Origin of the sequence: Rhizobium sp. NFACC06-2 (genome assembly GCF_900101425.1) — a bacterium.
Classification (GTDB): domain Bacteria; phylum Pseudomonadota; class Alphaproteobacteria; order Rhizobiales; family Rhizobiaceae; genus Agrobacterium; species Agrobacterium leguminum.
On the sequence record NZ_FMVA01000002.1, the window covers coordinates 201,578 to 224,089 of the forward strand.

Below are 22,512 nucleotides of genomic sequence, written 5' to 3' on the forward strand. Positions count from 1 at the left end.
TTATCAGCCCTTCATCATATTGACGTCTTCGACGGCGATCGATCCGCGGTTGCGGTAGAAGACAACGAGTATTGCAAGACCGATGGCCGCTTCGGCGGCTGCGACGGTCAGAATGAACAAAGCGAAGACCTGGCCGACGATATCGTTCAGGAAGGCCGAGAAGGCCACCATGTTGATGTTGACCGCAAGCAGGATGAGTTCGATCGACATGAGGATGACGATGACGTTCTTCCGGTTGAGGAAGATGCCGAAGACGCCGATCGTGAAGAGGATCGCGCTGACCGTCAGGTAGTGGGAAAGACCGATTTCCATGTTCTGTTTCCTTGGATCCGTTCGCGCCTCAGATGCCCTGGCCCGGCTTGACCTTGACCGTGGTGACGGCGGTCTTCGGGTCGCGGCCGACCTGCGTGGAGATATCCTGCCGCTTGATGTCGGTGCGATGACGCAGCGTCAGCACGATGGCGCCGATCATGGCCACCAGCAGCACGAGGCCGGCGAGCTGGAAGAAGTAGACGTAATTGGTATAGAGCACGTCGCCGAGTGCGGCCGTATTGGTGCGTTCGGTGACAGGCGGGATCGGCATGGTAATGGACTTGGCCGCAATCGGGTTCAGCATGCTGCCGCCGACCACAACGATCAGTTCCGCCGCAAGGATGACACCGATCAGCGCACCGACCGGGGCATATTGCAGCACGCCCGAACGAAGCTCTGCGAAATCCACATCCAGCATCATGACGACGAAGAGGAAGAGCACCGCCACGGCGCCGACATAAACCACCAGCAGGATCATGCCGAGGAATTCGGCGCCCGTCAGCAGGAACAGCGCGGCTGCGTTGAAGAAGGTCAAAATCAGGAAGAGCACCGAATGAACTGGGTTCTTCGATGCGATGACCATGAACGCAGACGCCACGGCGACGAAAGCGAATATATAAAAGAATACAGCGTGCAGACCCATGTTGGTGCCTTCTTGTCCTCATCGGGCAAAGATGGCTCGAAGGCCCCTCACCCGTTTCGTCCCCGCCGGCGAAAACCGCGCAGGCATTTTACTTTTCATCGCTCTCCGGGGTTTCCCCCGGAAAGACGGTTGCGCCTTAACGGTAAGGCGCATCCAGTGCGAGGTTGCGTGCGATTTCACGCTCCCAGCGGTCGCCATTGTCGAGAAGCTTCTGCTTGTCGAAATAAAGCTCCTCGCGGGTTTCCGTCGCGAATTCGAAGTTCGGGCCTTCGACGATGGCATCCACCGGGCAGGCTTCCTGGCAGAAACCGCAATAGATGCACTTCACCATGTCGATATCGTAACGCACCGTGCGGCGGGTGCCGTCATTGCGGCGCGGGCCGGCTTCGATGGTGATCGCCTGAGCGGGACAGATCGCTTCACACAGCTTGCAGGCGATGCAACGCTCTTCACCGTTCGGATAACGGCGCAGCGCATGTTCACCACGGAAGCGCGGAGAGACCGGGCCCTTTTCGAAAGGATAGTTCACCGTTGCCTTCTGTTTGAAGAAGTGGCGCATCGTGAGCAGGATCGCGCCCACGAACTCCTTCAGGAACAGTGAATTGACGGCTTGGGAGAGGCTTGCCATCTCAGTCTCCAGATTTCTGAGCGAGGAGTACGGGCATCAACCGGCCCACCCCGTCAGCTTCAATACGAATGCAACAATAACGACCATGGCGAGCGACAGCGGCAGGAACACCTTCCAGCCGAGACGCATGAGCTGGTCATAACGGTAACGCGGAACGAAAGCCTTGGTCAGCGCGATCATGAAGAAGACCATGCAGCCCTTCAATGCGAACCAGACAATGCCCGGAACCCAGTTCAGGAACCACACATCCACGATCGGCAGCCAGCCGCCCATAAACAGGATCGTCGTCAGGCAGCAGATCAGCACGATCGCAGCATATTCGCCGAGCATGAACATCATGTAAGGCGTGGAGCCATATTCGACCATGTGACCGGCGACCAGTTCCGATTCCGCTTCCGGAAGGTCGAAGGGCGGACGGTTGGTTTCGGCAAGGCCCGAAATGAAGAACACGATGAACATCGGGAACAGCGACAGCCAGTGCCAGTCGAGGAACGAAGCAGGCAAGCCGAGCATGGTGCCAAGGCCGGTCTTCTGGGCAAGCACGATGTCCGTCAGGTTCAGCGAACCGACGCAGAGCAGAACGGTGACGATGACGAGGCCGATCGACACTTCGTAGGACACCATCTGCGCGGCAGAACGCAGCGCGCCGAGGAACGGGTACTTCGAGTTCGAAGCCCAGCCGCCCATGATGATGCCGTATACTTCAAGCGAGGAAATCGCGAAGATATAGAGAATGCCGACATTGATATTGGCGACAACCCAGCCTTCGTTGAAAGGAATGACGGCATAGGTGGCGAGCGCCAGCGTCACCGCTACCAGCGGCGCCAGAAGGAAAACGGCCTTGTTGGCGCCGGCCGGAATGACCGGTTCCTTCAGAATGAACTTCAAAAGGTCGGCGAAGGACTGGAAGAGACCGAAGGGACCAACGACGTTCGGACCACGGCGCAGCTGTACCGCCGCCCAGACCTTGCGGTCGGCAAGCAGCAGGAACGCGATGGACACCAGAAGGCAAACGAGAAGCAGCAGGGACTGGCCGACCATGATCAGCGCGGGCCAGACGTAGCTCCAGAAAAACTGTTCCATAAATCCCCTACCCTTACTCTGCCGCAGCCTGGAAATTGTTGCGGGCCAATGCGGAGCACTCGGCCATGACGGCGGATGCGCGCGCAATCGGGTTCGTCAAATAAAAGTCTTTAACCGGCGAGGCAAACGCCGACTTGTTGAGCGAGCCGGTTTTGCCAGCCAGCGCTTCGATATCTTTGCCGTTGCCGGCGGCGATCTCGTCGGTTTCCGCCAGATGCGGATGCGCGACGAAGAGCTGGCCGCGGAGCGCCGACAGCGAATCGAACGGCAGCTTCTTGCCGAGAACATCGGACAGCGCACGCAGGATCGCCCAGTCTTCGCGGGCTTCGCCCGGTGCGAAACCAGCACGGTTGCCGACCTGGACGCGGCCTTCGGTGTTGACCCAGATACCGGATTTTTCGGTATAGGCCGCACCCGGAAGGATGACGTCGGCATTCATCGCGCCCTGGTCGCCATGGCTGCCGATATAGACGGTGAACTTGGCGCCCTTGTTCGACAGGTCGAGTTCATCGGCGCCGAGCAGGAAGAGAACGTCCATGGAGGCGACCATGTCAGCGGCGGCAACACCGCCCTCGCCCGGCACGAAGCCGATATCGAGACCGCCGACGCGTGCAGCGGCGGTGTGCAGAACCGAGAAGCCGTTCCACTCTTCGGTGACAGCACCTACCGAGGTAGCGAGCTTGGCGGCGGCAGCGAGCACGGCTGCACCATCGGCGCGCGCCAGAGCACCCTGGCCGATGATGATCAGCGGGTTCTTGGCGGATTTCAGCTTGTCGATGAAGCTGTGCGAGCCATTGGCCAGATCGGACAGCGTTTCAGCGCCGGAACCAAGATATTCGTAATTGTAGCGCAGTTCGCCAGCTTCGCCGATCACGCCGATCGGGAAACCGCCGCGACGCCAGCGCTTGCGGATGCGGGCGTTGAGCACGGCCGCTTCGTAGCGCGGGTTGGAACCGACGATCAGCAGGGCGTCGGCCTGCTCGATGCCTTCAATGGTGGAATTGAAGATGTAGCTGGCGCGACCCAAAGACGGATCGAGCGCTGCACCATCCTGACGGCAATCGACATTGGCCGAACCGAGCGAGGCGAGAAGCGACTTCAGCGCGAACATTTCTTCAACGGAGGCCAGATCGCCGGCAACCGCGCCGATCCTGTTGCCGGATGTCGCGGCAACCGCCTGCTTGATCGCACCGAAGGCTTCACCCCAGGTGGCGGGCTGCAGCCGGCCATCCTTGCGGACATAAGGCCGGTCAAGGCGCTGCGTCTTCAGGCCGTCCCAGATGAAGCGGCTCTTGTCGGAAATCCACTCTTCGTTGATGGCCTCGTTGACACGCGGCATGACGCGCATCACTTCACGGCCACGGGTATCGACGCGAATGGCCGAACCGAGTGCGTCCATCACGTCGATGGTTTCGGTCTTGTTCAGCTCCCACGGACGGGCGGTGAAAGCGAAAGGCTTGGAGGTGAGCGCCCCGACCGGGCAAAGGTCAACGACGTTGCCCTGAAGCTCTGATGTCATCGCCTGCTCGAGATAGGTGGTGATTTCGGCATCCTCGCCGCGGCCGATCAGGCCGAGTTCGGCAATGCCGGCAACTTCCGTCGTAAAACGGACGCAGCGCGTGCAGTGGATGCAGCGGTTCATGACCGTCTTGACGAGCGGGCCGATATATTTGTCTTCAACCGCGCGTTTGTTTTCCGCGTAACGCGAACCGGCGATACCGAAGGCCATGGCCTGGTCCTGCAGGTCGCATTCGCCGCCCTGGTCGCAGATAGGGCAATCCAGCGGGTGGTTGATGAGCAGGAACTCCATCACGCCTTCGCGGGCCTTCTTGACCATCGGCGTGTTGGTGAAGATTTCCGGCAATTCGCCGTTCGGGCCGCCGCGAACGTCGCGCACGCCCATGGCGCAGGAAGCGGCGGGCTTGGGCGGTCCGCCCTTCACCTCGATGAGACACATGCGGCAGTTACCCGCGACCGACAAGCGCTCATGAAAACAAAAGCGCGGAACTTCGGCGCCAGCCTCTTCGCACGCCTGCAACAGCGTGAAATGATCCGGAACCTCGATCTCTTTACCGTCAACCTTGAGCTTTGCCATGGTCCTACTTACGTCCTGTTGCCTGTTCGTCCCGTGTCTCACACGGTCCGCAACAAATCCTTAATCGCACCCGGCAATTAACAGCCAGGCGCTTCATGGTGTCGCGAGACCGGAAATTCTCCGGCTTCGCCCGAAGCCTCAACGCTTATTCAGCGGCTTCCAGAACAGCGCCATCATCCATGGCCCTGTAGGTATATTGGTCGATGCGCTTTTCGATTTCCGGACGGAAATTGCGGATCAGCGCCTGTACCGGCCATGCGGCAGCATCGCCGAGCGCGCAAATGGTGTGGCCTTCGATCTGCTTCGTCACTTCGAACAGCATGTCGATCTCGCGCTTCTGCGCATTGCCCTTGACCATACGCTCCAGCACGCGCCACATCCAGCCCGTGCCTTCGCGGCATGGCGTGCACTGGCCGCAGCTTTCGTGCTTGAAGAAGGCCGCGATGCGGGCAATCGCCTTGATGACGTCGGTGGACTTATCCATGACGATCATGCCGCCGGTGCCGAAGGAGGATTTCACTTCGCGCATGCCGTCGAAATCCATGATGGCGTCCTTCATGTCCTCACCGCGAACGATGGGGCACGATGCGCCGCCGGGGATGACGCCGAGCAGGTTGTCCCAGCCGCCACGAATGCCACCGCAATGGTGTTCGATCAGCTCGCGGAAGGACAGACCCAGCGCATCTTCGAAGGTGCACGGACGTTCGACATGGCCGGAGACCATGAACAGCTTGGTGCCAACGTTGTTGGGACGGCCGATGGACGAGAACCAGGCAGCGCCGCGGCGCAGAATGGTCGGGGCAACCGCGATGGACTCAACGTTGTTGACGGTGGTGGGGCAACCATAAAGGCCCATATTAGCCGGGAACGGTGGCTTGAGGCGCGGCTGGCCCTTCTTGCCTTCGAGGCTTTCAAGCAGTGCCGTCTCTTCGCCGCAGATATAGGCACCTGCACCGTGATGGACGTAGATGTCGAAATCCCAGCCGTTCTTGTTGTTCCCGCCCAGCAGGCCTGCATCGTAGCATTCATCGATGGCTGCCTGAAGCGCTTCGCGCTCGCGCATATATTCGCCACGAACATAGATGTAAGCCGTATGCGCACCCATTGCGAAACCAGCGATCACGCAGCCTTCGATCAGCGTGTGCGGATCGTTGCGCAGGATTTCGCGGTCCTTGCAGGTGCCGGGCTCGGATTCATCGGCATTGACGACGAGATAATGCGGACGGCCGTCATTTTCCTTCGGCATGAACGACCACTTGAGACCCGTCGGAAAGCCGGCGCCGCCACGACCTCGAAGTCCCGAAGCCTTCATCTCATTGATGATCCAGTCACGGCCCTTTTCGATGATCTGCTTGGTGCCGTCCCAGTGGCCGCGCGCTCTAACGCCCTTCAGGGACTTGTCCTTGAGGCCGTAGAGATTGGTAAAGATGCGATCCTGATCTTTTAACATGCTTCACCTCTTACCGCGGCTTCTTGCCGAAGACCCTGATATACTCGGCTTCGCCACCCTTGGCGAGCGCCTCGGCCTGCTTGACCCAGTCATCACGGCCGATACGGCCCTTGAAATTCAGATAACCGTCAACCCAGTCGCATTCGGCCTGCTTCCAGGCCGCGATCTGCGCATAGGTAAAGATGCCGAGCTCGTGCAGCGTGCCTTCGATCTTCGGACCTACGCCGGAAATCAGCTTCAGGTCGTCGGGCGTTGCGGGCTTTTCGATGCCTGCCGGACGATCCTTGGAATCGAGCGACGGCTTCGCAGATCCCGAAGCTTCCTTTTCGGCGGTCTTCACATTGGCTTCGGCAGCCTTCGGCGCGGTCACCGGCGTCTTCAGCTTCGGATCGGTTTCAGGCGCATCCGTCTTTGGCTTGGCGGCGTTGGAGGGCGGAACCTGTGCGGCGTCCGCAGCCACTTCGGCCGGCTTGTCGAGATTGGAGCGATCCGGCTTGATCTCTTCCGTCAGCGTCGTCAGGCCGCCGACCGGGACCGACTGGTGACGGTCGATCTGCGGGCCGGTCTTGACGGTGTCGCCCTTGCCTGCCTCGAACGTATCGATGATCTCTTCCAGACGCTCGGGCGTCAGGTCCTCATAGGCGTCCTTGAAGATGATGACCATCGGCGCGTTGACGCAGGCACCCTGACATTCCACTTCTTCCCAGGAGAGCGTGCCGCTCTCATTGGTGTGCAGCGGATCGTGGTGGATCTTCTTGCGGCAGACATCCATCAGCGCTTCGGAGCCGCGCAGCATGCAGGGCGTGGTGCCGCAAACCTGAACGTGGGCGCGCGTGCCGACCGGCTTCAGCTGGAACTGGGTATAGAAGGTCGCCACTTCCATGACGCGGATATAGGCCATATCCAGCATGTCGGCGATTTTCTCGATGGCGGCGCGGGTAACCCAGCCGTCCTGCTCCTGCGCACGCATGAGCAGCGGGATGACCGCCGATTGCTGGCGTCCCTCGGGATATTTCTTGATCGTCTTTTCAGCCCATGCGGTGTTTTCCGCATTGAAGGCAAACGCCACGGGCTGGAACTGATCTTCGGCTAGTCGACGAACGGACATACTTCCTCACGCCTTTTCAGTTTAACGTCTCACAACGCGATCTCGCCACCGTGACGAATTCGCAGGCGTAAGCCGCCTTGTCTTTCTGCATGAACACGATGAACTTGCTGCCATTGGGAACCGAGGCCTTGATCTCGTATCCCGACGACAGAAGCTGCTTGATGGTCGAAGAGCCGCCGCTCGACAGCGATATGCCGCCCTCGTCCGTCGCCGTCTGGGCGAGAGCGGGGGCAGACATCGCAGCGAGAAAAGCCGGTATGGCCAGCGGCAGACGCATCAGCGGTCGACCTCCCCGAACACGATGTCGAGGGAGCCGAGCACGGCTGTAACGTCAGCAAGCTGATGGCCCTTGCACAGGAAATCCATGGCCTGCAGGTGTGCGTAGCCCGGCGCGCGGATCTTGCAGCGATAGGGCTTGTTCGAACCGTCTGCGACCACGTAAACGCCGAACTCGCCCTTCGGCGCTTCGACGGCGGCGTAAACTTCGCCGGCGGGAACGTGGTAACCTTCGGTGTAAAGCTTGAAATGGTGGATCAGCGCTTCCATCGAACGCTTCATCTCGCCGCGCTTCGGCGGAACCACCTTGCCGTCCAGCGAGGAGACCGGACCGATGCGGTGCTTGCCGGAGAGAAGATCGACGCACTGCTTCATGATCTTTACGGATTCGCGCATTTCCTGCATGCGGATCAGGTAACGATCGTAGCAATCGCCGTTCTTGCCGACGGGGATGTCGAATTCCAGATCGGAATAGCACTCGTAGGGCTGCGCGCGGCGCAAATCCCAGGCTGCGCCGGAACCGCGCACCATCACGCCCGTGAAGCCCCAGGCGAAGGCGTCTTCAAGCGAGACGACGCCGATATCGACGTTACGCTGCTTGTAGATGCGGTTGTCGGTCAGAAGACCTTCGATATTGTCGAGAACGGTGATGAACGGGTCGCACCATTTGCCGATATCGTCCACCAGCTCCGGCGGCAGGTCCTGATGCACGCCGCCGGGACGAACGTAAGCCGAGTGCATGCGGGCGCCACAGGCGCGCTCGTAAAACACCATCAGCTTTTCGCGCTCTTCGAAACCCCAGACCGGCGGCGTCATCGCGCCAACGTCCATGGCCTGTGTCGTCACGTTCATGATGTGCGACAGGATGCGGCCGATTTCCGAATAAAGAACGCGGATCAGCTGGCCGCGCATCGGGATTTCGAGGCCCAGCAGCTTTTCGACGGCGAGCGCGAAAGCGTGTTCCTGGTTCATCGGCGCGACGTAATCGAGACGGTCGAAATAGGGAACGGCCTGCAGATAGGTCTTGGTCTCGATCAGTTTTTCGGTGCCGCGATGCAGGAGACCGATATGCGGATCGACGCGCTCGACGATTTCGCCATCCAGTTCCAGAACCAGACGCAGCACGCCGTGCGCGGAGGGATGTTCCGGACCGAAGTTGATCGTGAAATTGCGGACGTTATGCTCAGTCATTCTAGTGCTCCGCCGAGGTGATCATGGCGATGAATTCGGGGCCGGTCATGTTCTGCGTGGTTTCTGCGAAGGAATAGCTCGAAGGCTTTTCATCCGTGAAAATCTGCGACGCGAACTTGAAGCTGGAAGGGTTGTCGAAAGCCTGCAGCGAAACGGCAAAATGCTTGCCATCCTTGGAACGCCAGACCAGCGTGCTGCCGCAGGCCTTGCAGAAGCAACGCTCGCCCCACTCCGATGAGGAGTAGACACCGAGGTTTTGCTCATTTTCAAAGGCGATATCAGTGCATTCGACAGCCATGAACGCACCGCCGGACCAGCGGCGGCACATGGAGCAATGGCAGACGCCGAATTCGCGGGCACCGAGCGTGGCTGTGAAGCCAACGGCGCCGCAAAGACATTGTCCATGCTCTGTCGCGGGGGCTTGGCTCATTGCTTGGCCTTTTCGTCGCCCGGGAGAACATATTCGGTTCCCTCCCACGGGGAAAGGAAATCGAAATTGCGGAATTCCTGTTTCAGTTCGACCGGTTCATAAAGAACCCGTTTCAGCACGTCATCGTAACGCACTTCCACAAAGCCGGTAACCGGAAAATCCTTGCGCAGCGGATGGCCTTCAAAACCGTAATCCGTGAGGATGCGGCGCAGGTCCTTATGGCCTTCGAAGGGAATGCCATACATGTCCCAGGCTTCGCGCTCGAACCATTCAGCGCCCATGTAAACGGGTGTCGAAGACGGCACGCCCTCGTCTTCCGCCACCTGCAGCTTGACGCGCACGCGCAGGTTCTGGCGCGGCGACAACAGGTGATAGACGACATCGAAACGCTTTTCGCGCTGCGGCCAGTCAACGCCGCAAATATCGATGATGTTGACGAAACCGCACTGCACGTCATCGCGCAGGAAGGTCAAAAGCGCGATCACGCTTTCAGGCGTCGTGTTCAGGGTCAGCTCGCCATAGGCGATATCAGCCGACACCACGAGGGAACCGCGCGCTTCCTTAACGTAAGCAGCAAGATCGTTGAGAGCTTCGCTCATTCTTAATCCGTCCTTTGCCCTTAGCGCTCGATCGTACCGGTACGACGAATCTTCTTCTGCAGCAGAAGCACGCCGTAAAGCAGCGCCTCCGCCGTGGGGGGACAGCCCGGAACGTAGATATCCACCGGCACGACGCGGTCGCAGCCGCGCACGACAGCGTAGGAATAATGGTAATAACCGCCGCCATTGGCGCAGGAGCCCATGGAGATCACGTAACGCGGCTCGGGCATCTGGTCATAGACCTTGCGCAGAGCGGGCGCCATCTTGTTGGTCAGCGTGCCGGCAACGATCATGACGTCCGACTGGCGCGGTGAGGCGCGCGGGGCGACACCGAAGCGCTCCATGTCATAACGCGGACCGGAAGCCTGCATCAGGCCTTCGACGGCGCAGCAGGCAAGGCCGAACTGCATCCACATCAGGGAGCCGGTGCGGGCCCAGGTGATCAGCTCGTCGGTCGAGGTGACGAGAAAGCCCTTGTCGGCCAGCTCGTCATTGATTTCCGTGAAGTAGGCGTCGTTGCTGCCAACCGGCTTGCCGGTTGAGGGATCGATGATCCCCTTTGGCTGCGGCGCAACGAGCGTGGTGTTGTTCTGGCTCATGCCCATTCCAGCGCTCCCTTCTTCCACTCATAGATAAAGCCGATGGTGAGAACGAGAAGGAACACCATCATCGACCAGAACCCGAACCAGCCCATCTCGCCGAAAGACACCGCCCATGGGAACAGGAAGGCGACTTCCAGGTCGAAGATGATGAACAGGATCGACACCAGATAAAAGCGGATATCGAATTTCATGCGGGCATCGTCGAAGGCGTTGAAACCGCACTCGAAAGCAGAAAGCTTTTCCGGGTCCGGCGCCTTGTAAGCGACAGCGAACGGCGCAATGAGAAGCGCCAGGCCGATGACGAGAGCGATACCGATGAATATTGCGATCGGAATGTAGGAACTGAGGAGTTCAGTCATGGTCTCTTCCCTGCCCGGCCGGGTGCCGGGCCTGCCTTTGTGACCTTAAGTCTCAAAGAGCGGACAATATGTTGCAACGCCAAAGTCGTTAGCGCAGCCGCGCTCTCTCTGCAAGAGTTTAGGCACCATTTCAAGACACCTGCCGCATTGATTGGCAACAATATTGCCGGAATTGACGCAAATTTGGGCCACAATTCCGGCCTAAGCCACTCAAATACAATAATAATCGATTGAACGACGCAACCGCAAAAAAGTCACACGAATTTTACGTCCGGATGGCGGTGAAGTGACGATATTCGGGAATCGAAACTTGACTAAAAAATGCAGGAAAAACCGCGTTTAAAAAGCCCGGAATCAGGCGCTGGAATCGTCAATAGACGAGCACGCAAATCGCGCGTCGATCTGTTTTTGAGGAGACATTTCAGGAGAGAGAAATGGCGCGAGTGACGGGGCTCGAACCCGCGACCTCCGGCGTGACAGGCCGGCACTCTAACCGACTGAGCTACACCCGCGCACCACAGACATTCATCTGCGTTTCCCGAGGGACAGGATGGCGCGAGTGACGGGGCTCGAACCCGCGACCTCCGGCGTGACAGGCCGGCACTCTAACCGACTGAGCTACACCCGCATCTCCTGACGACAGGAACCAGTCCCGCCGCTCGAACCAGCCTCGGCTGTTCGATGAGCGGCTAACTACGGCGTTCGTGCAGGGGTGTCAAGCAGGTTTCACGACAAAAGAATAAGCTTCTTCATTTTGATCGGAAAAAACCGAAAGGCCTTGGAACGCGATTGCGGCAAACGCCCTGTTTTGCGGGCTTTTCCCAACGAAAACAGAAAACTTGTCCACAGCCGCAGGCTTCCGTAACGGGATTTCCACATGACCATCACGGCGTCCTCGGGTCCTGTTTCGGGCAAAAAGCCCGCAGTTCCCGGCTTTTTGCCCGCGCCCCCCCGGCGACAGAAAATTCTCTCGGCAAAAAAAACAAAAAAACTTCACAAAAGCCCTTGCGGTTTTTTTCCGATCCGCATACATCACGGCCACCGACGCGGCGGACATGATCCGCAAGACGCGAAGGGCGATTAGCTCAGTTGGTAGAGCGCCTCGTTTACACCGAGGATGTCGGGAGTTCGAGTCTCTCATCGCCCACCATTTTTCCCGAAGATTTAAATATCACCCTTGAAACCGAGACACGTTGTGTGTGCTTTCGCGATGCGATAAGCCCTCCAGTATTCGGAATCCCCCTGCCCTCACTACGGTCGGTAGAGCGTCGTCATGATTCCCAACCGCTGGAATCGCTTTTCTCCAGTTACGCCATGCCAAATCGGCACTGGTGTTCCAAATTCCGACAACTTGACCACCCCCTGTATCACCCCGCAACATACCGGAAAATAAGGAAGATTCAGACTTTCTAAAGAGATTTCAGGCATTGTTTGCGCACCGTTTCATGATGAACGGTTGAACTGATGGATGAAACCATGTCGATCGACGCGTTTGTAACACTCGCGCTTATTGCGCTGCCTGTTTATATTTTTTTCCGCTGGGTCCAGCAGGACTCGGAAAAACAAGATACTCCCAAAAGCAAGAATTCCCTGGGGCGGTGATCCGTTACGATCGATCCGCAGCATTTTCCCGGATGGCTCCGGACGAATCCTTCACAATCCGATATCGAAGCGGCAATGCCGATTTTAACGGCTTGCATCGTCAGGCATCGTGCAAGATCGGGAAACCTGGCCAAGAGGCCCCTCGCCGTATAGAAAAGCCGGGCATAGCCCGGCTTTTCTCATTTGCGGCGCCAGTCGGCTCGATCAGTTGATCGCCTTCATATTGACGGTGAAGAACAGCGTTTCGCCGGAAGAATCGTCCACGCCGTCATTGTCGGTCACGGCATAGGCCGTTCCCGCCCTGTCGAAGGTGAAGCCTTCCAGCTTGTCGACGACGTAACCATTGGTCTGGGCCTTGAGATCGGGCAGGAAGTCATGGGCTTCCTGCTTGGCCACCAGCGGCAGGTCGCCGCCGATCTTGCCAGGCTTCAGGTCCGCGATTGCAACACGGTAGAGCTTCTTGATCTTGGCCTTGTCGCCGATCTGGTTGTCGCGCTCAACGATATAGACATAGTCGCCCTGCGCGGCGATTTCGGAGAGGCCGACCCAGCCTGCCTCGGTCTTGTCGAGCGGATAACGGACGGCGCCCCACTCCTTGGACTTCGGATTGTAGGAGACGAGCTTGACGAAGCCCTTTTCGTCCGTGCCCCATTCACGCTGCACAGCCATCCACAGCGTCGCGTCGTCGCCCTTGCCGATCATTGTCACGCCTTCGAAACCGAAGCGGGTGTCGCCGGCGAGAAGTTCCTTCGGCAATGCGATCTCAGCCTTTATCTCGCCCTTGGCGTTGACGTTATAGAGCGCGTGCGGAACGAGCTTGGCGCTGTCGCCTTCAGAAGCCAGCCAGAAACCGCCCTTGCCGTCCAGCGTGATGCCTTCGATGTCGAGCTTCTGGGCGGCGATGCCGTCACGCTTGACGCGCAGCACGCTGGTGATGGTGGCGGGCTTTTTCGTCGCATCGATGGTGAAGATCGACGGCTGGTTGCCATAGACCGAGTCGGAGACGGCATAGAGAATTCCGGGCTTTTCGGCATCGCCGACCAGACCCGAAAGAGCGCCCCAGCCGATCGGTGCACCATCGACGGTGGCGGAAACGAGCTGCGGATAGGCTGCTTCACCTTCACCGCGTTCATAGAGCATGACATGCGAGCGCACGCCGCCGTCTTCGATCAGATCGACCTCATTGGCCGTGGCAAGCAGGTTGCGCGACGGGATGGCGACAGCGCCCTCCGGCGAAACGCCCGAAGGCAGGAGCTGCGTCAGTTCCGGCTCCTTGCCGGTGTCCTTGTAGACAGCGACGACAGAGGCGCGCTCGGACAACACGAAGAAATATTTCTGGTCGCCGAAGGTCGCAGCTTCCAGACCTTCCGGCTCGATGCCCTTGGCCTTCGAGCGCTTTTCCGGATAGTGGCCGATGGCCGCAACCGCGTGTTCGAGCGAGGCGCCGGATTCGTAGACGAGCTTGCCGGTCTTGTCGAAGATGGTGAAGCCACGCGAACCGCCCTGCCAGTCGCCCTCATTGGCGATGACGATACGGTCATTGTCCAGCCACTTCACGGCGTCCGGCTCGCGCTTGCGGCCTTCCTGCTTGTCGGTGAACTTCAACTGGCCGTCGGTCTTCGTATCGATGCCTTCAAGATCGACCTTGCCGGCGGAGAAATGCGTCTTCACCGTGCCGGTCTTGCCGTCGAGAATGACGATATGATTGTTTTCCTGAAGCGTCAGCGCGATCTCGCCATTGGCGTTGATCGACACGAATTCCGGCTCCGGATCCTCAGGGGAAATTTCGGCAAGGCCGGTGAGTTCGATCTTCTTCAGCGTCGCGCAATCGGCAACGCCGTCTTTAAGGCCGACAGTCACCAGATAACCGGCTGGCATCTGCGGCAGGGCACCTTCGTTTACCTCTTCATCGCGCTCGTTTTCGATGGCGATGGCGGCGAAGGTCTTGTCCGGAGAAACGGCGACGGAATCGGGCTGGCCGCCGAGATCACAGCTTGCTTCGATCTTCTTGGTAGCAATATCGACCGTCACCAGCTTGCCAGAGGGCTTGGCGCGATTTTCCGACGTATTGACGCCGGCCAGAACCTTGAGGCCTGCGACAGCAACGGAGGTCGGCTCGCCTTCGAGCAGCAGCGCGCCGCCGGCCTTGGGAGCCTTGGCGTCGGTGATGTCGATGAAACCGATGCCGCCAAGCGGGCTGTCCGAATATATCAACGTCTTGCCGTCTTCGCTGGCGGTTATGATTTCAGCCGAGGTGACGGACTTGGCGTCCTTGTCCGCGGGAAGGTTTTTCGCCACCGGGAAAGATGCGATGCGGTTGAAAACCGGCTCGGCCGAAGCCGGGATGGCTGCGGACGTGAGCAGCGCGGCGGTCAAAGCCATTTGAGAAAATCGGAACGCCATTTTAATCCCCCTTGGGTCCAAAAATACCCCAAGGCTTCTGCGTTACAGACATGACAGTGGCATGACACTTCCTGACCGATGAATCAAAAAGCCCGGCCTGGAAGGCCGGGCTTTCGTGTTTATGCCCACATTCCGCGTCGAAAAACGCCGTGTGTCCGGATGGAAGCTACACAGGCGCTTCCCTGCTTTCATTCACATCTTGACCGGGAAAACCCGGCCTGTCCGAAAAGAGTTTTTCGAAACACCGCCCGCTTTTGGCGGCGATGTGACGGCGTCAGGGCGTCAAAACATGTTTCCTCGTGAACCTGAAAAGCTGCCCGCCCGCCGCCGGGCGTTGCAGCTTTCCGGAAACCTTACGAGTTGACGGCGTCCTTCAGGCCCTTGCCTGCGGAAAACTTCGGTACGTTGCGAGCCGGGATATCGACTTCAGCACCCGTGGAAGGGTTACGGCCCTTGGAGGCTTCACGACGGCTGACGGAGAAGCTGCCGAAGCCGGCCAGGCGAATGTCGCCACCGTTCTTCAGTTCGCTCTGTACAGTTTCGAATACAGCATCAACAGCGGAAGCAGCATCTGCCTTCGTGAGACCAGCCTTTTCGGCAACAGCAGAGACGAGCTCGTTCTTGTTCATGTTTCCACCCCTTTCAATGGTTTGAAACGACTCAAATTAAGCCGGCGCAGAATACGTTCGCATCCGCGCGCAGCAACCCAAAAGCGCTGGAATCGCCTGAAAAACAAGGGGTCTGCGTTTTTTTTCACAAAAAAGGCCGACATTTCTGCCGGCCTTCCACATATTAGTGCCAAATTCGCATCACTTGTGCGCAGCTTTACGCCACATGCGCCTTCCGACACCTAACACATTGAATCTATGCAGCAGCCGTCGCGAAAGGCGATTCCCGCCCCTCGCGACGATGCATTATCAATGCGCGATGGTCTGGCTGCCGTCGTCGACGCCTTCGACGGTTGCTATCACCGGCGTCTCGATGCTGCCGTCCCACTCGATGGGCTCCGGCTGGCGGATAAGGGCGTGCTTGATGACCTCGCCCATGCGCGACACCGGGATGATTTCCATCTCGTTCTTCACATTGTCCGGAATCTCCGCCAGATCCTTGGCGTTTTCTTCCGGGATCAGCACCTTCTTGATGCCGCCGCGAAGGGCCGCAAGCAGCTTTTCCTTCAGGCCGCCGATCGGCAGCACGCGACCGCGAAGCGTGATCTCGCCCGTCATCGCGACATCCTTCGAGACCGGAATGCCGGTCATGATGGAGACGATGGCGGTCGCCATGGCAACGCCGGCGGACGGTCCGTCCTTCGGGGTCGCACCTTCCGGAACGTGCACGTGGATGTCGCTCTTGTCGAAGCGCGGCGGCTCGATGCCGAAATCCACGGCGCGCGAACGGACATAGGATGCCGCCGCCGAAATGGATTCCTTCATCACTTCCTTGAGGTTGCCGGTCACCGTCATACGGCCCTTGCCCGGCATCATCACGCCTTCGATGGTGAGCAGCTCACCGCCGACTTCCGTCCAGGCAAGACCCGTAACGACGCCGACCTGATCCTCGCGCTCGGCCTCGCCATGGCGGAACCGCGGAACGCCCAGATAATCCGGCACGTTGGCAGCGGTGACTTCCACGGACTTGACCTTGCCCTTGATGATCTCGGTGACAGCCTTGCGCGCCAGCTTCATCAGCTCGCGTTCGAAGCTGCGCACGCCCGCCTCGCGGGTGTACTGCTGGATGACGACCATCAGGGCGTCATCGGTAACCGAGAACTCTTCCGGACGCAGGGCATGTTCCTTGATCGCCTTCGGCAACAGGTGACGCTTTGCGATTTCGCGCTTTTCGTCTTCCGTGTAACCGGCGATGCGGATCACTTCCATGCGGTCCATCAGCGGGCCGGGAATGTTCAGCGTGTTAGCCGTTGTCACGAACATCACGTCGGACAGGTCGTATTCCACTTCAAGGTAATGGTCCATGAAGGTGGAGTTCTGTTCCGGATCGAGCACCTCGAGCAGAGCCGACGACGGATCGCCACGGAAATCCATGCCCATCTTGTCGATTTCGTCGAGCAGGAAGAGCGGGTTCGCCTTCTTGGCCTTCTTCATCGACTGGACGATCTTGCCCGGCATGGAGCCGATATAGGTACGGCGGTGACCGCGGATTTCCGCTTCGTCACGAACGCCACCCAGCGCCATGCGCACATATTCGCGGCCGGTCGCCTTGGCGATCGACTTGGCGAGCGAGGTCTTGCCGACGCCGGGCGGGCCGACGAGGCAGAGGATCGGGCCACGGATTTTCGTCGCACGGGCCTGCACGGCCAGATATTCGACGATACGCTCCTTGACCTTATCCAGACCGAAGTGGTCCTGATCCAGGATCTTCTCGGCATTGTTGAGGTCCGCCTTGATCTTGGACTTCTTGCCCCACGGCAGACCGAGCAGCCAGTCGAGATAGTTGCGCACGACGGTCGCTTCCGCGGACATCGGGCTCATCTGGCGCAGCTTCTTCATTTCCGCTTCGGCCTTTTCCTTGGCCTCCTTGGAAAGCTTGGTCTTGGCGATGCGCTCTTCCAGCTCGGCCATCTCGTCACGGCCGTCCTCGCCGTCGCCGAGCTCCTTCTGGATCGCCTTCATCTGCTCGTTCAGGTAATATTCGCGCTGGGTCTTCTCCATCTGTCGCTTGACGCGCGAGCGGATGCGCTTTTCGACCTGGAGCACGGAAATTTCGCCTTCCATGAAGCCGAGCGCCTTTTCAAGCCGCTGCTTCACGCTGACGGTTTCCAGCATTTCCTGCTTTTCGGTGATCTTGATAGACAGGTGCGAAGCGACCGTATCGGCAAGCTTCGAATAATCGTCGATCTGGCCGGCGGCGCCGACAACCTCGGGCGAAATCTTCTTGTTGAGCTTCACATAGCTCTCGAATTCAGACACGACCGAACGCGACAGCGCCTCGATCTCGACCGGATCTTCGGCAGGCTCCTGCAACGGCGTCGCAGTGGCTTCATAGAAGTCCTCACGGCCGGTGTAGCTGTCGATCTGGGCGCGGCCCTTGCCTTCCACCAGCACCTTCACGGTGCCGTCGGGAAGCTTCAGAAGCTGCAGGACATTGGCGACCGTGCCGACCTTGTGGATGGCCTCCGGGGCCGGATCGTCATCGCTGGCGTTGATCTGGGTGACAAGCATGATCTGCTTGTCCGAACCCATGACTTCCTCGAGCGCACGAATGGATTTTTCCCGCCCGACGAACAGGGGAACGATCATATGCGGGAAAACGACAATGTCGCGCAGGGGAAGTACCGGATAGGTACCGCCAGATGCCGCAGACGTGATGTTCGTCATATCATTTCCTTTCCATGGTCCCTTTCGGGACACTTTGCCGGACAGCTTGGGGCATCCGGCACATTCATTTCTCGAGACTGAAAGTGGAGTTTCGAAACACCGATTTCAAGTCGCCGGAACAGACGGTCCCGCTAAGCGGCAAGACCGTGAAATTCAACAAAACCCAGCGCCGGCTAATACTACCGACATTTCCGGTTATCCTTGAGGGCTCAGGAACCGGGTCGCCGACGAAATTCACATTTCCGTCATATCGCGCTGCAAATCAGTTGTAAGACTTTATCAGCAAAGCGCAATCCGCTCCAAACGCAAAATCGGGCTTCGCCAAGTTAGGCGCAAGTTTCGCAAGGCCCATCTAATAGAAAAGGCCCGCACGGATGCGAGCCTCTGATTTCATCAAACATCACGGCAGCCAGTTACGCCGAGACGTTGGTCTTTTCTTCCTGACGGTCCGCATAGATGTAGAGCGGACGCGCGACACCGCTGACGACGTCGTTGGAAATGACCACTTCGCGTACCCCTTCCAGCGTCGGCAGTTCGAACATGGTATCCAGCAGGATCTTTTCCATGATCGAGCGCAGGCCGCGGGCACCGGTCTTGCGGGTGATCGCCTTGCGGGCGATTTCGCGCAGCGCGTCCTCGTGGAAGGTCAGCTCGACGTCTTCCATCTCGAACAGGCGCTGGTACTGCTTGACGAGCGCGTTCTTCGGCTCGGACAGGATCTGGATCAGGGCATCTTCATCCAGGTCTTCCAGCGTTGCCAGAACGGGCAGACGGCCGATGAACTCGGGGATAAGACCGAACTTCACCAGATCTTCCGGCTCCAGTTCACGCAGCACTTCGCCCACACGGCGATCGTCTTCCGCCTTGACGGTTGCACCAAAGCCAATCGAGGTCTTTTCGCCGCGGGCCGAGATGATCTTGTCGAGGCCGGCAAACGCGCCGCCGCAGATGAACAGGATATTGGTCGTATCCACCTGCAGGAATTCCTGCTGCGGATGCTTGCGTCCACCCTGCGGCGGAACGGAAGCGACCGTGCCTTCCATGATCTTCAGAAGCGCCTGCTGAACGCCCTCGCCCGACACGTCGCGCGTGATGGACGGGTTGTCCGACTTGCGGGAAATCTTGTCGACTTCATCGATATAGACGATGCCGCGCTGAGCGCGCTCGACATTGTAATCCGCAGCCTGCAACAGCTTCAGGATGATGTTTTCCACATCCTCGCCGACATAACCGGCTTCTGTCAGCGTCGTTGCATCCGCCATGGTGAAGGGAACGTCGATAATGCGGGCGAGCGTCTGGGCAAGATAGGTCTTGCCGCAACCCGTCGGACCGACAAGCATGATGTTCGACTTCGCAAGCTCGACATCGCCATTCTTGGAGGCGTGCGCGAGGCGCTTATAGTGGTTGTGAACGGCCACAGACAGGATCTTCTTCGCCTGCTTCTGGCCGATGACGTATTCGTCGAGGATCTTGATGATGTCCTGCGGGGTGGGTACACCCTCGCGCGACTTCACCATCGACGTCTTGTTCTCCTCGCGGATGATGTCCATGCACAATTCGACGCATTCATCGCAGATGAACACCGTCGGTCCGGCAATGAGTTTCCGGACTTCGTGCTGGCTCTTGCCGCAGAATGAACAATAGAGTGTATTCTTAGAGTCGCCGCCGTTGCTGCCGCTGACTTTGCTCATATCTCTTTCCTTCCAGCACGCCGCAGGTCCGCCAAACGGATCGCGGTCAACTTACCGCCCGCCGATACGGCAGCCCTTGGGGTGCATCGCCGTATCCGCCTCGTTTCCCGGGGTACTAACCGGTATCAGATACATGAGCTGACAACCGGCTGCAACGAATTCCCCATCAAACCAAAGGCCACGTCATAAAAATTCAACATAGCCTTTATATATACTAATATCGCTTTCTGTTGCGGTTGAAAGCCCCGAAATTACTTTTGCGGGTTCAAACAAACGTCAAAAAGCGGCGCGCCTCAATTCGCGGCAGCGCCTTCGATTTCCTGGCGCGAGGTCAGGATCTTGTCGATCACGCCCCAGTCCTTCGCCTCGTCTGCATCCATGAAGTGGTCGCGATCAAGGGTTTTTTCAACCTCTTCGAGCGTACGGCCGGTATGCTTCACGTAGACTTCATTGAGGCGGCGCTTCATCTTGATGATGTCGCGGGCGTGGCGCTCGATGTCCGATGCCTGCCCCTGGAAACCGCCGGAAGGCTGGTGCACCATGATGCGGGCGTTCGGGGTTGCGAAACGCATTCCCTTTTCACCGGCGGCCAGAAGCAGCGAGCCCATGGAGGCAGCCTGGCCGACGCAGAGCGTGGAGACCGCAGGGCGGATGAACTGCATCGTATCGTAAATCGCCATGCCGGCGGTCACAACGCCACCCGGCGAATTGATGTAAAGCGCGATTTCCTTCTTCGGGTTTTCAGCCTCGAGGAAAAGCAGCTGCGCGCAGACGAGCGAAGCCATCTGGTCCTCCACCGGACCGGTGAGGAAAATGATGCGTTCCTTGAGAAGACGGGAAAATATGTCGTAGGAGCGTTCGCCGCGATTGGTCTGCTCAACGACCATCGGCACCAGAGCCATGGCGGTATCAACTGGATTTTTCATGTCCGTCCTTTGTCAAACTCTGCCCTTCGCGAAAAACCGCTCCGGAATCACTTCTAACCTTCATACTCCCTACATAGAGTGTCCCTGCCCCGTACTTCAAGACACGAAGCCGCATATCCTTAACGGCTCAACAGCGTTTGCAGGCCTTTCGGGCCGAGGTTGACAGGGCTTTCGGACCGGGCGGCGCCAGCTGGGCTTCTTTCCCCAGCTGCCACCATTTTTTTACTATGGCAGGCGACGACGGCAAAAATCGCCCGCCATGCACAGATATAACTTCTCACCGGCAAGAACTCGTTAGTATTTGCTGCCGATACTGGCCAGCGAATTTCCGGTTCCCTTTGGGGAATGGGCCCATCCGGGCGAAATGGCAGCTCAACAATTCCAGCGGGCATAACGCACCTCGTGCGAAAGAGCCCGCTTTTATCGCATTATGGCGCAGATAGGATTTTGCAATGCTGGATGCAAAGACGAGCACGCTACTGTGGGCGGCGGAAACGTTCACCCTTGCCGTGCTTTTGGGAACGCTGTGGCTGCACCGCCCTTCCCGCCGGCATAATCTCTTTTTCGCCGCCGGTTTCCTCGCCACGGGCTTCGGCGCTGTCATGGTGGCGTTTCGCGGGGATATTTCCAGTTTTCTGTCCATCCAGGTCGGCAATACGCTCGCACTTTCCGCCTTCGGTTTCTGGCTTGCGGGCCTGCTGTGCTTCGAACAGCGGAAAATCGGCGGCTGGGTCGCCATTCCGGCTCTCCTGTGGATTGCCGGAATGTTCCTGCCGCCCGTGCGTGAAAACATGGTGGCCCGCATCCTGCTTTATCACGCCAGTGCGGCCACCGGTTATTTCACGCTCGCCGGCGTCCTTCTGGCCAGCAAGGCGCGCGCCTCACGCAGCCGCCGGGTTCTGGCCGCGATCCTGATCCTGCAGGCTTTTGCCGGGGCGTTCGTCGCATCCATCGTCATCCCCGCCAATGCCGCCATCCCCAACGCCATTCCCATGACATCGGCGCTTGCCCTCTCCGGCATGCTCGGCTTCACGGCCATCATCATGATCAGCGCCAAGATCATCATGGAGGATACGGAAAGCCGCCTCCATCGCCTCGCCATGACCGATCATCTGACCGGCGTTCTCAACCGGCGCGGCCTGCTGGAGGAGTTCGAGCGTATCAAGAAAAGGTCGCCGGCCTCCAGCCGTTACGTGGCTCTGGTGCTGTTCGATATCGACCATTTCAAGAAGATCAACGACAGATACGGCCACCAGTCCGGCGATGCGGTGCTCGTGCATTTTTGCAATATCGCCCAGCGCGCAATCGGCGATCGCGGCCTTTTCGTCAGGATGGGAGGCGAGGAATTCGCGCTGGTTGCCGAAGTCGAAAGCCCTTCCAGCACGGCGACGCTTGCGGAAGCCATCCGCAGCAATCTGCGCCTTTCGAAGATCAGTTCGCGCGGTGAAGCCATCGAGGTGACCACCAGCGTCGGCATATCCGAAGCCACGATCAAGGATGCCGACCTCAATACGATGATGACGGAGGCCGACCGCGCGCTTTATGCCGCCAAGAAGGCCGGGCGCAACCGGACCGTCATCCATGTCAATTCGGCCAATGTCGTCGTGCCCGCCTCGGACCGTGACGAAAATCCGATGGACAACAATGCCGACCGTCAGGTCGCGGCGCTGAACCGGATAGCCGCCATCGCCAGCCGATGACGATGTAACCACCCAGTGACCGGTATAGAGTTATCCGGAAGGGATTTCCCTCCCTTCCCAAAGCGCCGCGCGCGGAATA

At 58.9% G+C, this 22,512-nt stretch carries 21 protein-coding genes and 3 tRNA genes; 3 read left to right on the forward strand and 21 right to left on the reverse strand.

The window, feature by feature from the left end:
* Positions 1 to 3 precede the first annotated feature (3 nt).
* From nuoK to F3H58_RS05385, 16 genes are all read right to left on the reverse strand, one after another.
* Complete coding sequence (gene nuoK / locus F3H58_RS05310; protein ID WP_003521516.1) at positions 4 to 312, reverse strand: NADH-quinone oxidoreductase subunit NuoK; 309 nt, start codon at positions 310 to 312, stop codon at positions 4 to 6.
* Positions 313 to 340: 28 nt separating this feature from the next.
* Positions 341 to 955 (reverse strand): NADH-quinone oxidoreductase subunit J, encoded by a 615-nt coding sequence (locus tag F3H58_RS05315; protein WP_003521517.1) that lies wholly within the window; start codon positions 953 to 955, stop codon positions 341 to 343.
* Positions 956 to 1,091: 136 nt separating this feature from the next.
* Positions 1,092 to 1,583 (reverse strand): NADH-quinone oxidoreductase subunit NuoI, encoded by a 492-nt coding sequence (gene nuoI / locus F3H58_RS05320; RefSeq protein ID WP_003496449.1) that lies wholly within the window; start codon positions 1,581 to 1,583, stop codon positions 1,092 to 1,094.
* 36 nt (positions 1,584 to 1,619) lie between these two features.
* The gene (gene nuoH, locus F3H58_RS05325) at positions 1,620 to 2,666 is read right to left on the reverse strand and encodes an NADH-quinone oxidoreductase subunit NuoH (RefSeq protein WP_003521518.1); all 1,047 of its coding nucleotides are present in this window, start codon (positions 2,664 to 2,666) and stop codon (positions 1,620 to 1,622) included.
* A 13-nt stretch (positions 2,667 to 2,679) separates the two neighbouring features.
* The gene (gene nuoG / locus F3H58_RS05330; protein ID WP_149741468.1) at positions 2,680 to 4,761 is read right to left on the reverse strand and encodes an NADH-quinone oxidoreductase subunit NuoG; all 2,082 of its coding nucleotides are present in this window, start codon (positions 4,759 to 4,761) and stop codon (positions 2,680 to 2,682) included.
* Between the two features lie 145 nt (positions 4,762 to 4,906).
* Positions 4,907 to 6,211 carry an NADH-quinone oxidoreductase subunit NuoF gene (gene nuoF, locus F3H58_RS05335; RefSeq protein WP_149741469.1) on the reverse strand — a complete coding sequence of 435 codons (1,305 nt, stop codon included), beginning with the start codon at positions 6,209 to 6,211 and terminating at the stop codon, positions 4,907 to 4,909.
* A gap of 10 nt (positions 6,212 to 6,221) precedes the next feature.
* Positions 6,222 to 7,319 carry an NADH-quinone oxidoreductase subunit E gene (locus F3H58_RS05340; RefSeq protein ID WP_149741470.1) on the reverse strand — a complete coding sequence of 366 codons (1,098 nt, stop codon included), beginning with the start codon at positions 7,317 to 7,319 and terminating at the stop codon, positions 6,222 to 6,224.
* 16 nt (positions 7,320 to 7,335) lie between these two features.
* Positions 7,336 to 7,596, reverse strand: coding sequence for a hypothetical protein (locus F3H58_RS05345; protein WP_003521522.1), 261 nt, complete (start codon positions 7,594 to 7,596; stop codon positions 7,336 to 7,338).
* Positions 7,596 to 8,786 (reverse strand): NADH-quinone oxidoreductase subunit D, encoded by a 1,191-nt coding sequence (locus tag F3H58_RS05350; RefSeq protein WP_149741471.1) that lies wholly within the window; start codon positions 8,784 to 8,786, stop codon positions 7,596 to 7,598. The genes F3H58_RS05345 and F3H58_RS05350 overlap by 1 nt, the downstream gene beginning before the upstream one ends.
* Position 8,787: 1 nt before the next feature.
* Positions 8,788 to 9,216 (reverse strand): GFA family protein, encoded by a 429-nt coding sequence (locus tag F3H58_RS05355; protein ID WP_149741472.1) that lies wholly within the window; start codon positions 9,214 to 9,216, stop codon positions 8,788 to 8,790.
* Positions 9,213 to 9,815, reverse strand: coding sequence for an NADH-quinone oxidoreductase subunit C (locus F3H58_RS05360; protein ID WP_020810740.1), 603 nt, complete (start codon positions 9,813 to 9,815; stop codon positions 9,213 to 9,215). The genes F3H58_RS05355 and F3H58_RS05360 overlap by 4 nt, the downstream gene beginning before the upstream one ends.
* A 20-nt stretch (positions 9,816 to 9,835) precedes the next feature.
* Complete coding sequence (locus tag F3H58_RS05365; RefSeq protein WP_003521524.1) at positions 9,836 to 10,420, reverse strand: NuoB/complex I 20 kDa subunit family protein; 585 nt, start codon at positions 10,418 to 10,420, stop codon at positions 9,836 to 9,838.
* A complete protein-coding gene (locus F3H58_RS05370; RefSeq protein ID WP_003496469.1) occupies positions 10,411 to 10,776 on the reverse strand; it encodes an NADH-quinone oxidoreductase subunit A in 366 nt (121 codons plus the stop codon). Before F3H58_RS05370 ends, F3H58_RS05365 begins: the two co-directional genes overlap by 10 nt.
* A 435-nt stretch (positions 10,777 to 11,211) precedes the next feature.
* A tRNA-Asp gene (locus tag F3H58_RS05375) sits at positions 11,212 to 11,288 on the reverse strand.
* 39 nt (positions 11,289 to 11,327) lie between these two features.
* Positions 11,328 to 11,404: transfer RNA gene (locus F3H58_RS05380), tRNA-Asp, on the reverse strand.
* An 87-nt stretch (positions 11,405 to 11,491) separates the two neighbouring features.
* Complete coding sequence (locus F3H58_RS05385; RefSeq protein WP_149741473.1) at positions 11,492 to 11,833, reverse strand: hypothetical protein; 342 nt, start codon at positions 11,831 to 11,833, stop codon at positions 11,492 to 11,494.
* Positions 11,834 to 11,850: 17 nt separating this feature from the next.
* On the opposite strand from F3H58_RS05385, the gene F3H58_RS05390 reads away from it, so the two are divergent.
* Positions 11,851 to 11,926, forward strand: a tRNA-Val gene (locus F3H58_RS05390).
* A gap of 314 nt (positions 11,927 to 12,240) precedes the next feature.
* Positions 12,241 to 12,378: a hypothetical protein gene (locus F3H58_RS27110; protein ID WP_003521525.1), complete on the forward strand. Its 138-nt coding sequence runs from the start codon at positions 12,241 to 12,243 to the stop codon at positions 12,376 to 12,378.
* 204 nt (positions 12,379 to 12,582) lie between these two features.
* Here the strand turns inward: F3H58_RS27110 and F3H58_RS05400 are convergent, their stop codons facing one another.
* The 5 genes from F3H58_RS05400 to clpP all read right to left on the reverse strand — a co-directional run bounded on the left by F3H58_RS05400 (position 12,583) and on the right by clpP (position 20,733).
* Positions 12,583 to 14,781 carry an esterase-like activity of phytase family protein gene (locus F3H58_RS05400; RefSeq protein WP_149741474.1) on the reverse strand — a complete coding sequence of 733 codons (2,199 nt, stop codon included), beginning with the start codon at positions 14,779 to 14,781 and terminating at the stop codon, positions 12,583 to 12,585.
* Positions 14,782 to 15,134: 353 nt separating this feature from the next.
* The gene (hupB, locus tag F3H58_RS05405; RefSeq protein WP_003502360.1) at positions 15,135 to 15,410 is read right to left on the reverse strand and encodes a DNA-binding protein HupB; all 276 of its coding nucleotides are present in this window, start codon (positions 15,408 to 15,410) and stop codon (positions 15,135 to 15,137) included.
* Between the two features lie 288 nt (positions 15,411 to 15,698).
* On the reverse strand, positions 15,699 to 18,116 hold the full coding sequence (gene lon / locus F3H58_RS05410) for an endopeptidase La (RefSeq protein ID WP_078054020.1): 2,418 nt from the start codon (positions 18,114 to 18,116) through the stop codon (positions 15,699 to 15,701).
* A gap of 413 nt (positions 18,117 to 18,529) precedes the next feature.
* A complete protein-coding gene (gene clpX, locus F3H58_RS05420; RefSeq protein WP_003521528.1) occupies positions 18,530 to 19,807 on the reverse strand; it encodes an ATP-dependent Clp protease ATP-binding subunit ClpX in 1,278 nt (425 codons plus the stop codon).
* 293 nt (positions 19,808 to 20,100) lie between these two features.
* The gene (gene clpP / locus F3H58_RS05425; RefSeq protein ID WP_003521529.1) at positions 20,101 to 20,733 is read right to left on the reverse strand and encodes an ATP-dependent Clp endopeptidase proteolytic subunit ClpP; all 633 of its coding nucleotides are present in this window, start codon (positions 20,731 to 20,733) and stop codon (positions 20,101 to 20,103) included.
* Between the two features lie 452 nt (positions 20,734 to 21,185).
* On the opposite strand from clpP, the gene F3H58_RS05430 reads away from it, so the two are divergent.
* Positions 21,186 to 22,433 carry a GGDEF domain-containing protein gene (locus tag F3H58_RS05430; protein ID WP_149741475.1) on the forward strand — a complete coding sequence of 416 codons (1,248 nt, stop codon included), beginning with the start codon at positions 21,186 to 21,188 and terminating at the stop codon, positions 22,431 to 22,433.
* Positions 22,434 to 22,512: the final 79 nt, after the last annotated feature.